This is a genomic window from Blastochloris viridis (assembly GCF_001402875.1).
Lineage (GTDB): Bacteria > Pseudomonadota > Alphaproteobacteria > Rhizobiales > Xanthobacteraceae > Blastochloris > Blastochloris viridis.
Map to the genome: position 1 here is coordinate 3287558 of NZ_CP012946.1, position 13116 is coordinate 3300673.

Sequence of the window (13116 nt, forward strand, 5' to 3'; positions counted from 1 at the left end):
CGTGCGCGGTGGCGCAGTCGGAAAATCCTGCTTAGAAGAACACGATCTTAGCCCAGGAGTCGTTCCATGCGTCCGTCCCGCCGCGCCCCCGACCAGATGCGCCCGGTGTCCCTTGAGCGCGGCGTTGCGCGTTACGCCGAGGGCTCCTGCCTGGTGAAGTTCGGCGAAACTCACGTCCTGGTTGCGGCGACGCTTGAGGACAAGATGCCAATGTGGCTGAAAGGCCAGGGCCGCGGCTGGATCACCGCCGAATACGGCATGCTGCCCCGAGCCACCCACGAGCGCACCCGGCGCGAGGCCTCGACCGGGCGGCCTTCCGGCCGCACCCAGGAAATCCAGCGTCTGGTCGGCCGCGCGCTGCGCGCGGTGGTCGACCTGCCTTTGATGGGCGAGCGCCAGATCACCATCGATTGCGACGTGCTGCAGGCCGACGGCGGCACCCGCACCGCGGCCATCACCGGCGCCTGGGTGGCGCTGCACGACTGCTTCAATTGGATGAAGGCGCGGAGCATGATTTCGCGTATCCCGCTCAAGGACCACGTCGCCGCGGTGTCGTGCGGTATCCATGACGGCGTGCCGGTGCTCGACCTCGACTATCTTGAGGATTCCAACGCCCACACCGACGCCAATTTCGTGCTGACCGGCGCCGGCGGCATCGTCGAGATCCAGGGCACCGCCGAGAAGGAGCCTTTCTCCGAGGCCGAATTGCTGGCGCTGATGGCGCTGGCCCGCACCGGGATCGGCGAACTGGTGGCGTTGCAGAAGCAGGCGGTGGCCTGATCATGGGTCATCACCCCGCGCGCCGCTGCGAGGGCCGCCTCGTCGTCGCCACCCACAATGCCGGCAAGCTGCGCGAGATCGGCGAACTGCTCGCCCCGTTCAAGATCGAGCCGGTCTCGGCGGCCGACCTCGGCCTTGCCGAACCGGCCGAGACCGGCACCACCTTTGCCGAGAACGCCCGCATCAAGGCCCAGGCGGCCGCGGTCGCCGCGAACTTGCCGGCTTTGGCCGACGATTCCGGGCTCGCGGTGTGGGCGCTGCACGGCGCCCCCGGCGTGTTCTCGGCGCGCTGGGCGGGCGCGGGCAAGGACTTCATGCCGGCGATGGCGAGAATCGAGGCCGAGCTTGCCGCCCGCAACGCGCTGACGCCGCAGGCGCGCATCGCCCGCTTCGTCGCCGCGCTCTGCCTGGCCTGGCCCGACGGCGAGGTGGTGGCGGTCGAGGGCGCCATCGACGGCGCCATCGTGTGGCCGCCGCGCGGCGAACTCGGGTTCGGTTATGATCCGATCTTTCTTCCCGATGGCGAGACGCGGACATTCGGCGAAATGAGCGCCGAGGAAAAGCACGGCGTCGATTGGACGGCCGGCCGTGGCCTGTCGCACCGTGCCCGCGCCTTCCTGAAACTGGCGGAGGCGTCATTTGTCCGAGAATGATGCAGGTCCGGGCTTCGGCGTGTATCTGCACTGGCCGTTTTGCCTGGCCAAATGTCCCTATTGCGACTTCAACAGCTTCGTCCGCCACGACGATATCGACGAGGCGCGGTTCGCCCGCGCCTTCACCCGCGAGATTGCCGCCACCGCCCAGCGCATCGGCCCGCGCACGGTGCGGTCGATTTTCATCGGCGGCGGCACACCCTCGCTGTTGCAGCCGGCCACGGTGGCGGCGCTGCTCGAAGCGATCGCCGAGCAGTGGTCGTTCGACGACGACATCGAGATCACCATCGAGGCCAACCCGACTTCGGTCGAGGCGACCCGGTTCCGCGGCTACCGCGACGCTGGCGTCAACCGCGCCTCGCTCGGCGTGCAGGCGCTGAACGACGCCGACCTTAGGGCGCTCGGCCGCATGCACACCGCGAAGGAGGCGCTGGCGGCGCTCGAGATCGCCCAGGGCGTGTTCGGGCGGGTGTCGTTCGACCTGATCTACGCCCGGCCGGGCCAGACCCCGCACCTTTGGCAGCAGGAACTCACCAGCGCGCTCGCGCTCGGCACCGAGCACCTGTCGCTCTACCAGCTCACCATCGAGGAGGGCACGCCGTTCTTCGCCCTCAATGCGGCCGGCAAGATCGTGCCGCCCGACGCCGACCTTGCCCGCGAACTGTTCGACCTCACCCAGGCGGTGACGCGCGATGCCGGTCTGCCGGCCTATGAGGTGTCCAACCACGCCCGGCGAGGGGCGGAGAGCCGGCACAATCTGATCTATTGGCACTCGGGCGAATATGCTGGCATCGGCCCCGGCGCCCACGGCCGGCTGGCGGTCGGCGGTCGGCGGCGGGCGCTCGCCGCCGAGCGGAACCCCGAGGCCTGGCTTCAGCGGGTCGAGGCCGGTGCGACCGGCACCGTGGTCGACGACGTGCTGAGCCGGGAGGAGATCGGCGACGAGTTCCTGCTGATGGGGCTCCGGCTCGCCGAGGGCATCGACCTCGGCCGCTATTCGGACATGGCCGACCGCCGCATCGATCCGGAGCGAATCGCCCAGCTCATCGAGTTCGGCTTCGTCGAGACTATCGGCGACCGCCGCCTGCGCGTCACCCAGGCGGGGTTTCCGATCCTCGATGCCGTGGTAGCGGACCTCGCCGCGTAAGCCGCCCCGCTGCCGGGCGGCTCAGGTCGTGACGAACGCCTTGGGCGAAGGCGAGATGATGCGCGAGGTGCCGGCGCCGATCTGGTGCACGGCGAGCCCGCGCTCGCAGGTACCGTCCGACCGGAACCGGAAAATGCCGTCCACCCCCGAGAAGCCGGACGGATTGGTCAGCACGCCTTCCGAAAAGCGCTGCGAGCCCTGAGTCTTGACCAGCGCCGCCACCAGCGACACCGCGTCATAGGACAACGACGCCGTCCGCACCGGCTCGCTGCCGAACTTGGCATGGTAGCGCTGGGCAAAGCCGCGGAAGCCGGCATTGTCCGGAGCGGCGTACCAGGCGCCGTTGAACGCCGCGTCGCGATGGACGCCGGGATCGTCCCACAGGCCGGTGCCGATCGGCACGGTCTTGGCGGTATCGACCCCGGCCGCCTTGAGCTGGTTGATCACGGCGAGCGCGGCGTCGCGGTTGTCGGGCAAGAACACGCAGTCGGCCTGCCGCGCCACCGCCGCGACCTGCGCGACCGCACTCTGGGTCTGGCCGGCGTGATAGCGCGCCAAGCCGAGCACCCGCCCGCCGCTCTGGGCCACCGCCTGCTGGAACTCGGCCTCGACCACCTGGCCGTAGGCATTGTCCGGCAGCAGGGCGACGAACGACTTGCGGCGCTGCTCCGCCGCATAGCTGACGATGCGGTCGACATCGGAGGCCGGCAGAAAGCTGAGCAGGAACACGCCGCGGGTGGCGACCTGGGCGTCGGTGGAAAACGCGATCACCGGCACGCCGCGCTGCCGCGCCACCTGGCCGGCCGGCCGCACCGCCACCGCGAACAGCGGCCCGAGCAGGATCTCGCAGCCCTCGGCCAGCGCCTGCTCGGCCGAGCTCTGGCCGCCCTGGGCGGAACCGCCGTCATCCTTGACGATGAGCGAGATATCGGGGGCGTTGAACTCGGCCAGCGCCAACTCGGCGGCGTTGCGCAGCGATTGCGCCGCTGCGCCGGCATTGCCGCTGGCCGTCAGCGGCAGGATCAGGCCGACGCGAACCGAGCCGCTGCCGATCGCGGTCGACGCCGGCTTGGCCTCCGGCGGCGGCGCCGGCGCGTCGCTGAACACGGTGCTGCTCTGGCACGCCCCGAGCGAAGCGGCGAGGCCGAGGGTTGCGCCAGCGCCCGCCAACTGCAGCGCGCCGCGGCGCGAGACCTGCCTTTGCTTGGCACGGGTCGCGATGCACATTCCCTTGCTCCGCGTTGGTGGCGCCGACGGTTAAGCGTGCGATCACCACGGAATTCTGTCAAAACGACGGTTACGTCCCATCCGTAAAGGGGGCGTCGGCTGTGGACAAGCGGTATCCGATGGCGAACCCCCACGATCAGGCGCGATCGTTTCTGATCGGCAACACCTCAATTCACGCCCCCAAGGCGCGGGCCGGCCTGCACGTGGTGGCGACCCCGATCGGCAATCTCGGCGACATCACGCTGCGCGCGCTGGAAACGCTGGCCGGCGCCGACCTGATCGCCTGCGAGGACACCCGCATCTCGAGCCGCCTGCTCGCCCGCTACGACATCCGGGTCCCGCTGCTGCCGTATCATGAGCACAACGCCGCCGAGATGCGCCCGCGCCTGCTCGCCCGGCTGGCCGAAGGCGCGGCGGTGGCGCTGATCTCGGATGCCGGCACCCCGCTGGTGTCGGACCCCGGCTACAAGCTGGTGCGCGAGGTGGTCGCGGCCGGCCACACCGTCGAGGCGCTGCCCGGCCCCTCCGCCCTGCTCGCGGCGATGGTGGTGTCGGGCCTGCCGACCGACCGCTTCCTGTTCGAGGGCTTCCTGCCGCCGAAATCGGCGGCGCGGCGCGGCCGGCTGGCCGAGCTCGCCGCGGTGCCGGCGAGCCTGGTGGTGTTCGAGACCGGCCCCCGCCTCGCCGACAGCTTGAAGGACATGGCCGAGACGCTCGGCCCGAGCCGCCCGGCGGCGGTGTGCCGGGAGCTGACCAAGCTGCACGAGGACGTCCGCCGCGGCACGCTGGCCGAGCTGGCCGAGGCAATCGCGGGCCTTGAGCCCAAGGGCGAGATCGTGGTGGTGGTCGGCCCGCCGCTGCCGGTGGCGGCCCCGGCCGACAGCGACATCGACGCCGCGCTGGCGACGGCGCTGGCCGCCGCCTCGCTGAAGGACGCCGTCGCCGAGGTGGCGGGTGCGCTCGGCCTGCCCAGGCGGCAAGTCTATCAGCGCGCGCTCGAACTGACCCGCGAGCCCCACCATGGCTGAGCGCAAGCGGCCGTCCCCAGTCACCCCCGCCCGCACCCTGGTGAAGCCCGGCGACATCAAGGCGCAGCTCACGGCCGACCAAGCGGTGGCCTCCGGCGGCCGCCGGCTGGTCGGCCCCGGCGAGGTTGGCAAGCCCGACGCCGGTCGGCGCGAGAGCTCCGCGCCGGGCGAGCCGGCGCCGGCTAGGCTGGCCGCGCACGGCTTCGGCCTGTCGGCCGAAAGCGTCGCGGCGGCGCTGCTGGTCGGCAAGGGCTACCGCATCCTGGCGCGGCGCTGGCGCTCGCCGTTTGGCGAGATCGACATCGTCGCGCGCAACCGCTCGACCGTGATCTTCGTCGAGGTCAAGGGGCGCGGCGCGCTGGATGATGCCGCCTATGCGGTTACGCCGCGCCAGCGCCGCCGCATCATTGACGCCGCCTCGGCCTGGCTGGCGGCGCGGCCGGATCTCAACGGGCTCGACGTGCGGTTCGACGTGGTGCTGGTGGCACCGCGCTCGCTGCCGCGGCACATCCCCGCCGCATTCGATATCGATGGATAAAGCCATGACTCTTCGCGTTGCCGTGCAGATGGACCCGATCGAGCGGATCAACATCCGCGGCGATTCCACGTTTGCGCTGCTGCTGGAGGCGCAGGCCCGCGGCCATGCGCTCGGCTACTATACGCCCGACCGGCTGGCGATGGCGGGCGGCAAGGTGTTCGCCGCGGTCCAGCCGCTCGCCGTCAAGGATGTCCAGGGCGAGCATTTCACGCTGGGTACGGCCGAGCGCGTCGATCTTTCGACCTTCGACGTCATCCTGATGCGGCAGGACCCGCCGTTCGACCTTGCTTACATCAGCTCAACCCATTTCCTCGAGCGCATCCACCCCAAAACGCTGGTGGTCAACGATCCGGCGGCCGTGCGCAACGCGCCCGAGAAGCTGTTCGTCACCGAGTTTCCCGAGCTGATGCCGCCGACCCTGATCAGCCGCGATCGCGACGAGATCCAGGCGTTCCGCGCCCGGCACGGCGACGTGGTGATGAAGCCGCTCTACGGCCACGGCGGCGCGGCGGTGTTCCGGCTCCATGCGCAGGACGCCAATTTCGGCTCGTTCTTCGACCTGTTCTCGGCCACCTTCCGCGAGCCGTGGGTGACGCAAGCGTTCCTGCCCAAGGTGGCCGAGGGCGACAAGCGCATCATCCTGATCGACGGCGAGGCGGCGGGCGCGGTCAACCGGGTGCCGCAGGTCGACGACATCCGCTCCAACATGGTGCGCGGTGGCGCCGCGGTGGCGACCGACCTCACCCCGCGCGAGCGCGAGATCTGCGCAACCATCGGCCCGGCGCTGAAAGCGCGCGGCCTCATCGTGGTCGGCATCGACGTGATCGACGGCTATCTCACTGAAATCAACGTCACGTCGCCGACTGGCATCCGCGCCATCAAGGCGCTTGGCGGGCCCGATCTCGCCGCTGGGGCTTGGGATGCGATCGAGGCAAAGCGGCGCTGAGCGCCCGCCTTCGCAGGGCGATTTGCCGGTTGCCACCGGCCACACGAGCCGGGGACTCTACCCGAACGCGGACGGTTCAAGTTACAAGGGGTGCCCGCGCCGAGGAGGCTGAAATACCCCTCACCGGGCTCGGATTTCGCTTCGCTGATCCTCGCCACCCTCTCCCGCAAGGGGAGAGGGAAAAGACGCGGCCCTGGCCAACGGCGATTCCGAACTGATCAACCAGGAACCGTATCAGAAGCGGTAGTTGAAGCCGACCCGCAGCATGTCGACGGCGCTCTTGTCGAGATTGGGCTGCGATGCCCCGCCGACGTCGCGGAAGCTGCCGAAATCGAGCCGCAGGAATTCGATCCGGGCCGACAGGTTGGTCGTGAACGACCGCTCGGCGCCGCCGCCCACCACCCAGCCGGCCCGCGTCTTGCCGGCGGCCGCGTCGCTGGCCTCGATCGCGGAATCCTCGATCGCGACACCGCCGGTGCCGTAGAGCAGCACCCCGCCCAGGGTATGGCCGGCGCGGCCGCGCACGGTGCCCCAACCGCCGCCGAACTCGCCGCGATAGGTCTGGCCGTCCCAGATGTTGTGGTCGATGCCGGCGTGGGCGAAATAGGAATCGCCCTCGATGCCAAGGAGGAGGGCGCCGAACTGGAAATCATAGCCGGCGCTGCTGCCGCCCTGGAACGTCCACCCGGTCGGCTTCGTCACCATCTCCGGCGCCGACGCCTCGCTCGCCTCGGCAGGCGGGCGTTCCTGCACCTCGATGGCGAATCCAACGTCCATCGCTGCGACCAGGATCAAGGCCGCTGCGAACCCCGCTCTAATCATACCGGCACACCCCCTCTTCCGTCGAGTTTTCGCGCTTGGTGCGGGTTCAACGATGCCGTGAGGGCGGAACTGCGAATTGGCAACAGCGCCAAGTTGAATTTATTACGACGATTCGCGGCCATCGTCAGTGCGCAAATCCCTTAGACACTCTGAGGTTTCGGTTAGCGACTGGATAGTGCTCGGCAAATCCGCCGGTTTCAAGCCCCTAGACCGTATCGCCCGCCGCTGCTGGACTTTGCGGAAACTCATTATTAACCGCGATGCCGCGGCGGGTGCCAGCCGCTGCGGCGGCGGTGATTGTTGCCTCCCGGCTCGGCCGCACGCTACCTTGCATAGCAGATGCGGGGGCGGGCATGGTCCAGCGTGTGGCGACGGTGGCGTTCCAGGGCGTCGAGGCCCTGCCGGTCGATGTCCAGGTCCAGGTCGCGCCGGGCCTGCCGGCGTTCCACCTTGTCGGCCTCGCCGACAAGGCGGTGTCGGAGGCGCGCGAGCGGGTGCGCGCCGCGCTGATCGCCTCCGGCCTCGCCTTGCCGGCCCGCCGCATCACCGTCAATCTGGCGCCGGCCGACCTGCCCAAGGAAGGCTCGCACTACGATCTGCCGATCGCGCTCGCCTTGATGGCGGCGATCGGCGCCATCCCGTCCGACGCCCTCAACGGCTATTCGGTGGTGGGGGAACTGGCGCTCGATGGCCGCATCGCGCCAGTCGCCGGGGTGCTGCCGGCGGCGATCGCCGCCAATGCCAGCGGCCGCGGCCTGATCTGCCCCGGCCCGAGCGGGCCGGAGGCGGCCTGGGCCAGCCCCGACATGGACATCCTGGCGCCATCGTCGCTGATCCAGCTTGCCAACCACTTCAAGGGCACCCAGGTGCTGTCGCGCCCGGCGCCGCAGGTGATGACCGCCGGCGCACCGCTGCCGGACCTCGCCGACATCAAGGGCCAGGAGAGTGCCAAGCGCGCGCTGGAGATCGCCGCCGCCGGCGGCCACAACCTCCTGATGGTCGGCCCGCCCGGCGCCGGCAAGTCGATGCTGGCGCAGCGCCTGCCCTCGATCCTGCCGCCGCTCGCCCCGGCCGAGCTGCTCGAGGTATCGATGGTGATGAGCGTTGCCGGCGAGCTTCAGGGCGGCGCGCTCACCGACCGCCGGCCATTCCGGGCGCCGCACCACTCCGCCTCGATGGCGGCGCTGGTCGGCGGCGGTCTGCGCGCCCGCCCGGGCGAGGTGTCGCTCGCCCACAAGGGCGTGCTGTTCCTCGACGAACTGCCGGAGTTCCAGCCGCAGGTGCTCGATTCGCTGCGCCAGCCGATCGAGACCGGCGAGGTGGTGATTGCGAGAGCCAACCACCGCGTCACCTATCCCGCCCGCTTCATGCTGGTGGCGGCGATGAACCCGTGCCGTTGCGGCGAGGCGGACACCCCCGGCTACACCTGCCGGCGCGGCGCCAATGAGCGCTGCAAAGCCGACTACCAGAGCCGGCTGTCCGGGCCGCTGCTCGACCGCATCGACCTCACCATCCAGGTGTCCGCCGTCTCCGCCGCCGATCTGGTGCTGCCGCCGGCCGCCGAGGGCTCGAAGGAGGTCGCCGCCCGCGTCGCCGCCGCCCGGACGCGGCAGATCGAGCGCTTCGCCGCGCTCGGCCTGCCGCAGCTCCTCACCAATGCCGAGGCGAACGGCGCGGTGCTGGAGGACATCGCCCGCCTCGACGGCGCCGGCGTCGCGCTGCTGCGCGAGGCGGCCGACGTGCTGCGGCTGTCGGCGCGCGCCTACCACCGGGTGCTGAAGGTCGCCCGCACCATCGCCGACCTCGACGGCGCCGACACCGTCGGCCGCCTTCACCTCGCCGAGGCGCTGTCCTACCGGCCGCCGGCGGACGGCGCGATGCAGGCGGCCCTGGGCAAAACGCCAACCCAGGCCGGCGCTACCGGGGCGACCGGATCCGCCGCATGGTCTCCTCGATGAATGCAGCCTTGCCGCGGCCGTAGGCGATGCGGTTGCCCGGATGATCCGCTGCCAGCCGCCGTTTCAGCGCGGCATCGGCGGCGGTGCGGTCCGGGTCGGTGATCAAGCTTATCGCCCATCGACGGTTTTTCGCGCGTCGGCGTCAGCGGCACGCCAACCTTTCGCTAACTAAGACGTTAAGTCAACGGCAGCGGCAGGGCGTATCCCGGCCTGGTCGATACGTCCGCGCAAGGTTGATCGGCGAGGCTGCATCGCGACGCTACGGAGAAGCCTCATGCGACGTCTGACGACCCTCACGCGCCTTGAACCGGCCGGCCGGTTCGGCCGCATGGCTGGATGCAGCGCCCGGCGGCTTGCGGTACCGGCCGCCGCCGGCGCGTGGGCGATCGTCGCGATGGCGGCACCGGCCGGCGCGGCCGAGAGCGGCTCCGCCGGCACCGGGGTGGCGATCGCCGCCGGGCTGATGGCGGTGGCGGTGGCGGTCGGGCTCGGCGGCGCGCTGGCGATCGTGCGCATGAAGTTCAACCAGCGCCTCGCGGCGCGCGACCGCGCCATTGGAAGCCTCACCCAACGCTTGGTGGTGGCCGAGCAGTCGCTGCGAGCCGGCACCTCGGTGATGTTGGCCGACACACAGCCGCCGACGACGCCGGACATGGTGCTGGCCCAGCTCGCCGACGCCCGTGAGCGCGCCGAGGCGGCCAGCCAGGCCAAGACCCGCTTTCTTGCCATCGTCAGCCACGAGGTCCGCACGCCGCTCAACGGCATCCTCGGCATGACCGACCTTCTGCTCGAAACGCCGCTGACGCCGGAGCAGCAGACCTATGCCTCGGCGGTAAAAACCTCCGGCGAGGCGCTGCTCGGACTGATCGAGGAGATCCTCGACTTCTCCAAGATCGAGGCCGGCCGGCTCGACCTGCAGCTCATTTCGTTCAACCCGGCGCGACTGGTGCTGGAGACGGTCGAGCTGATGGCGCCGCGAGCCCAGATGAAAGGCATCGAGCTGGTCGCCGACCTCGACGACAACGTGCCGCGGCGCGTGCTGGGCGATCCGGCGCGGCTGCGCCAGGTGCTGCTCAACCTGATCGGCAACGCCGTGAAGTTCACCGAGAGCGGCGGCGTGAGCGTCGCGCTCGCCGCCGCCGCCGATGGCCGGCTGGCCTTCAAGGTCGCCGACACCGGCCCCGGCATCGTCGCCGCGGACCGCGCCCGCATCTTCGCCGAGTTCGAACAGGCCGAGTCCCGCGCCAGTCGCCGCCACGGCGGCGCAGGCCTCGGCCTCGCCATCGCCGAGCGCATCGTGCGCGGCATGGGCGGCTCGATCTCTCTGGAAAGCGAGGCGGGCCAGGGCTCGATATTCTCGTTCGTGGCGGCGCTGCCGGCGGCGGCCGAGGCCGACCCGTCCGCACGGCCCGACCTCGCCGGCAAGGTCTATCTCCTGGCCACCGCCTCGCCGGTGCTGGCGCCAGTGCTGAAGACGCGGCTGGCCGCCTGGGGCGCCACGGTGGTGGTTGCCGCCGACGCCACGGTCGCCGCGGCGGTGCTGTCGGATCGGGACTGGGACGCGGTGATCGTCGACCGCGGCCTCGGCCTCGGCGAGGCCAAGGCGCTCGGCACCGCAGCCCGCCCGCGCGCGCCGCGCCGCATCGTGCTGGTCACGCCGCTGGAGCGGCCCGAACTCGCCGACCTGCAGGCGGCCGGCTTCGATGGCTATCTGGTCAAGCCGGTGCGGCCGACCTCGCTCGCCGAGCGGCTGTTGCCGAACCTGCCGGCGGCGCTGGCGCCGGCATTGATGGCGGCGGACGACGACAGCAAGACCGCGGGCCGGGCCGAGGCGATCGGCCCGCTGTCGGTGCTGGTAGCCGAGGACAATGAGATCAACGCATTCCTGACCCGCACCCTGCTGGTCAAGCTTGGCCACCGGGTGCAGGTGGTCGGCGACGGCGAGGCGGCCATCGCCGCGGTCGGCGAAGCCCACGCCAGCGGTACGCCGTTCGACCTGGTGCTGATGGACGTGTCCCTACCGAACGTCGACGGACTGGAAGCAACCACGCGGATTCGGGCGCTGGGCGAGGCCGGCCGCGTGCGCATCGTCGCACTCACGGCCAATGCCTTCGCCGAGGACCGAGCCGACGCGCAGGCCGCCGGCATGGACGGCTTTCTGACCAAGCCGCTCGACCCCGACAAGCTGAAGGCGGCGCTGGCCGAGGCGAGCCGCGAACAGCGCGCAGCGGCGTGAGCCGGCCGGGTCAGCCTCGCGTCGTGGGTCGGAAGCGGGTTTGTCGAGAGCCCAGATCAGAAGGTTTCGTTGACCGGATTCAGGTTTCCGGCCTGATCGGTCGGATTTCGTATCCGGCGGGCGTGGACCATCCGCAGCCGCCGCCGTGCAGACGAAAGACCGGCACCGACCAAAGGTGAAGAACCGAAAGACGAACACTCATTCGGGCGCGGTGTTCCCCGGCCTTTTTGCCATCGCCAGGAAAACCACGCACAGTGGTCCTTGCCCGCGCGGCAGTATCGCCGCCGGAGACGGCGACGATGTGCAATGCAAAATCCACGCAAATTTGCCGCCGCGTTGGCGCCGCCGCGCCCCGACGTCCCCGGCCGCGCCGAGGCGCCACCAGCACAACCGAACCGGCGCACCGGCGACTACGCGATTTTTGACGCGGAATTAAGCGGCATGCGGCGCGGCTGCGCGCCGATGCCAAAAAAATTCAGCGCTTTGTCTGCAGTTTTGCGAGCGCCTATTGCGGGAACCTGACGGCGGCCGGCCAAAACACCTGTGACAGATTTGCGCCGGCCGGCGCCGGGCCGCGCTCGACACAATCTTGCTTCTACGCCCACACAAGGCTGTTGGTTGGGCGCGGCGGCAGTTGTCACGGAACTGTCCGACACCTATGCTCTAACCGTCGCATCGAAATGCTTTACTGGCATTTCTTCCGATGATTCGTCGTCTCCGTGACCGTGCCGATGATGGCTGGTCGACCGACGCGAACGGCGGCGGACCGGGTGGGGGAAAACGGCATGCCAAAGCGAGCTCACGGAATGAGCCCGAAGGCAATCATGGCGAAATTCATGCCCGGCCAACATGCCGGCGGTTTCATTCCCTTGTTGCGCGCCTATAGCGGGTTTCGCCATCGCGACACCCGCCAGCAGCCGTCCGATTCCGACGTGCTCGGCCGGATCGGACCGCTGGAGGTGCGCCTCGCCCGTAAATCGGCCGACGTGCGGCGCGCCCAACGGCTGCGCTACAAGGTGTTCTACGACGAGATGTCGGCGGTTCCGGACGCTGCGGCCAAGCTGTCGCGCCGGGACGTCGACGGCTTCGACGCGCTGTGCGACCACCTGCTGGTGTTCGACCACGACGCCACCGTGAACGTGTTCGGCCGGCCGCAGCCCAAGGTGGTCGGCACCTATCGGCTGCTGCGCCAGAGCATCGCCATGCGCCATGGCGGGTTCTACACCGCGGGCGAATTCGACATCGGCAGCCTGATCGGCCGCCACCCCACGCTCAATTTCCTGGAGCTTGGCCGCTCGTGCGTGCTCAAGCCCTACCGCAACAAGCGCACGGTCGAACTGCTGTGGCAGGGCATCTGGCGCTACGTGGTGCGCAACAATATCGACGCGCTGATCGGCTGCGCCTCGCTGGAGGGCACCAATCCCGACGCGCAGGCGCTGCAGCTGTCGTTCCTGCACCATTTCGCCCGGCCGCCGGAGGAATGGCAGGCGCGCGCGCTGCCCAGCCGTTACGTCGAGATGAACCGCATGCCGAAAGAGGCGATCGACGCCAAAGCGGCGCTGCACGCGCTGCCGCCGCTGGTGAAGGGCTATCTGCGGCTCGGCGGCTATGTCGGCGACGGCGCGGTGGTCGATCATCAGTTCGGCACCACCGACGTGCTGATCATCCTGCCGCGCACCGCAATCAGCCCGCGCTACATCGAGCATTTCGGCCCGACCGCCAACCGCCAGCCGGCATAATACGAGCTCCGGCCGATCCGGCCGGAGCTTCGTCGTCCGGGT

12 protein-coding genes and 1 pseudogene are annotated in these 13116 nt (G+C 70.1%); 10 read left to right on the forward strand and 3 right to left on the reverse strand.

All coding sequences use genetic code 11. From position 1 onward, the window contains the following. Nucleotides 1-66 precede the first annotated feature (66 nt). The 3 genes from rph to hemW are packed head-to-tail and all read left to right on the forward strand — an operon-like array spanning nt 67 to nt 2580. Complete coding sequence (rph, locus tag BVIR_RS14315) at nt 67-780, forward strand: ribonuclease PH (protein WP_055038261.1); 714 nt, start codon at nt 67-69, stop codon at nt 778-780. Nucleotides 781-782: 2 nt separating this feature from the next. Beyond that, nucleotides 783-1433: an RdgB/HAM1 family non-canonical purine NTP pyrophosphatase gene (gene rdgB, locus BVIR_RS14320; RefSeq protein WP_055038262.1), complete on the forward strand. Its 651-nt coding sequence runs from the start codon at nt 783-785 to the stop codon at nt 1431-1433. Continuing rightward, entirely contained in the window at nt 1420-2580 is a 1161-nt protein-coding gene (gene hemW / locus BVIR_RS14325) for a radical SAM family heme chaperone HemW (RefSeq protein ID WP_055038263.1), read from the forward strand. Before rdgB ends, hemW begins: the two co-directional genes overlap by 14 nt. A 21-nt stretch (nt 2581-2601) precedes the next feature. Here the strand turns inward: hemW and BVIR_RS14330 are convergent, their stop codons facing one another. Further along, nucleotides 2602-3807 (reverse strand): penicillin-binding protein activator, encoded by a 1206-nt coding sequence (locus BVIR_RS14330; protein ID WP_055038264.1) that lies wholly within the window; start codon nt 3805-3807, stop codon nt 2602-2604. A gap of 119 nt (nt 3808-3926) precedes the next feature. On the opposite strand from BVIR_RS14330, the gene rsmI reads away from it, so the two are divergent. The 3 genes from rsmI (at nt 3927) to gshB (ending at nt 6319) form a co-directional block, all read left to right on the forward strand. Continuing rightward, a complete protein-coding gene (gene rsmI, locus BVIR_RS14335) occupies nt 3927-4835 on the forward strand; it encodes a 16S rRNA (cytidine(1402)-2'-O)-methyltransferase (RefSeq protein ID WP_055038921.1) in 909 nt (302 codons plus the stop codon). 187 nt (nt 4836-5022) lie between these two features. After that, nucleotides 5023-5373, forward strand: a complete 351-nt coding sequence (locus BVIR_RS14340; protein WP_417852060.1) for a YraN family protein — start codon at nt 5023-5025, stop codon at nt 5371-5373. A gap of 4 nt (nt 5374-5377) precedes the next feature. Next, a complete protein-coding gene (gene gshB, locus BVIR_RS14345; protein WP_055038265.1) occupies nt 5378-6319 on the forward strand; it encodes a glutathione synthase in 942 nt (313 codons plus the stop codon). A 234-nt stretch (nt 6320-6553) separates the two neighbouring features. Here the strand turns inward: gshB and BVIR_RS14350 are convergent, their stop codons facing one another. After that, entirely contained in the window at nt 6554-7096 is a 543-nt protein-coding gene (locus tag BVIR_RS14350; protein WP_055038266.1) for an outer membrane protein, read from the reverse strand. 398 nt (nt 7097-7494) lie between these two features. Between BVIR_RS14350 and BVIR_RS14355 the strand changes: the two are divergent. Next, nucleotides 7495-9030, forward strand: a pseudogene (locus BVIR_RS14355) (YifB family Mg chelatase-like AAA ATPase); the annotation flags it as partial. A gap of 28 nt (nt 9031-9058) precedes the next feature. Here the strand turns inward: BVIR_RS14355 and BVIR_RS16970 are convergent. Next, a complete protein-coding gene (locus tag BVIR_RS16970) occupies nt 9059-9205 on the reverse strand; it encodes a GrpB family protein (protein WP_169788617.1) in 147 nt (48 codons plus the stop codon). A 168-nt stretch (nt 9206-9373) separates the two neighbouring features. Between BVIR_RS16970 and BVIR_RS14360 the strand changes: the two genes are divergently transcribed. The 3 genes from BVIR_RS14360 (at nt 9374) to olsB (ending at nt 13074) form a co-directional block, all read left to right on the forward strand. Further along, nucleotides 9374-11335, forward strand: a complete 1962-nt coding sequence (locus BVIR_RS14360; RefSeq protein WP_055038267.1) for a response regulator — start codon at nt 9374-9376, stop codon at nt 11333-11335. 306 nt (nt 11336-11641) lie between these two features. After that, nucleotides 11642-11857 carry a hypothetical protein gene (locus BVIR_RS17070; RefSeq protein WP_145911948.1) on the forward strand — a complete coding sequence of 72 codons (216 nt, stop codon included), beginning with the start codon at nt 11642-11644 and terminating at the stop codon, nt 11855-11857. 302 nt (nt 11858-12159) lie between these two features. Next, nucleotides 12160-13074: a l-ornithine N(alpha)-acyltransferase gene (gene olsB / locus BVIR_RS14365; protein WP_236823616.1), complete on the forward strand. Its 915-nt coding sequence runs from the start codon at nt 12160-12162 to the stop codon at nt 13072-13074. Nucleotides 13075-13116 lie beyond the last annotated feature (42 nt).

Excerpts from the sequence above, each read along its gene's own strand:
- rsmI (WP_055038921.1), top strand. The coding sequence starts at position 3,927 with ATGGCGAACCCCCACGATCAGGCGCGATCGTTTCTGATCGGCAACACC.
- gshB (WP_055038265.1), top strand. The coding sequence starts at position 5,378 with ATGACTCTTCGCGTTGCCGTGCAGATGGACCCGATCGAGCGGATCAAC.
- olsB (WP_236823616.1), top strand. The coding sequence starts at position 12,160 with ATGGCGAAATTCATGCCCGGCCAACATGCCGGCGGTTTCATTCCCTTG.
- BVIR_RS17070 (WP_145911948.1), top strand. The coding sequence starts at position 11,642 with ATGCAAAATCCACGCAAATTTGCCGCCGCGTTGGCGCCGCCGCGCCCC.
- BVIR_RS14330 (WP_055038264.1), bottom strand. The coding sequence starts at position 3,807 with ATGTGCATCGCGACCCGTGCCAAGCAAAGGCAGGTCTCGCGCCGCGGC.
- rph (WP_055038261.1), top strand. The coding sequence starts at position 67 with ATGCGTCCGTCCCGCCGCGCCCCCGACCAGATGCGCCCGGTGTCCCTT.
- BVIR_RS14350 (WP_055038266.1), bottom strand. The coding sequence starts at position 7,096 with ATGGACGTTGGATTCGCCATCGAGGTGCAGGAACGCCCGCCTGCCGAG.
- rdgB (WP_055038262.1), top strand. The coding sequence starts at position 783 with ATGGGTCATCACCCCGCGCGCCGCTGCGAGGGCCGCCTCGTCGTCGCC.
- BVIR_RS14360 (WP_055038267.1), top strand. The coding sequence starts at position 9,374 with ATGCGACGTCTGACGACCCTCACGCGCCTTGAACCGGCCGGCCGGTTC.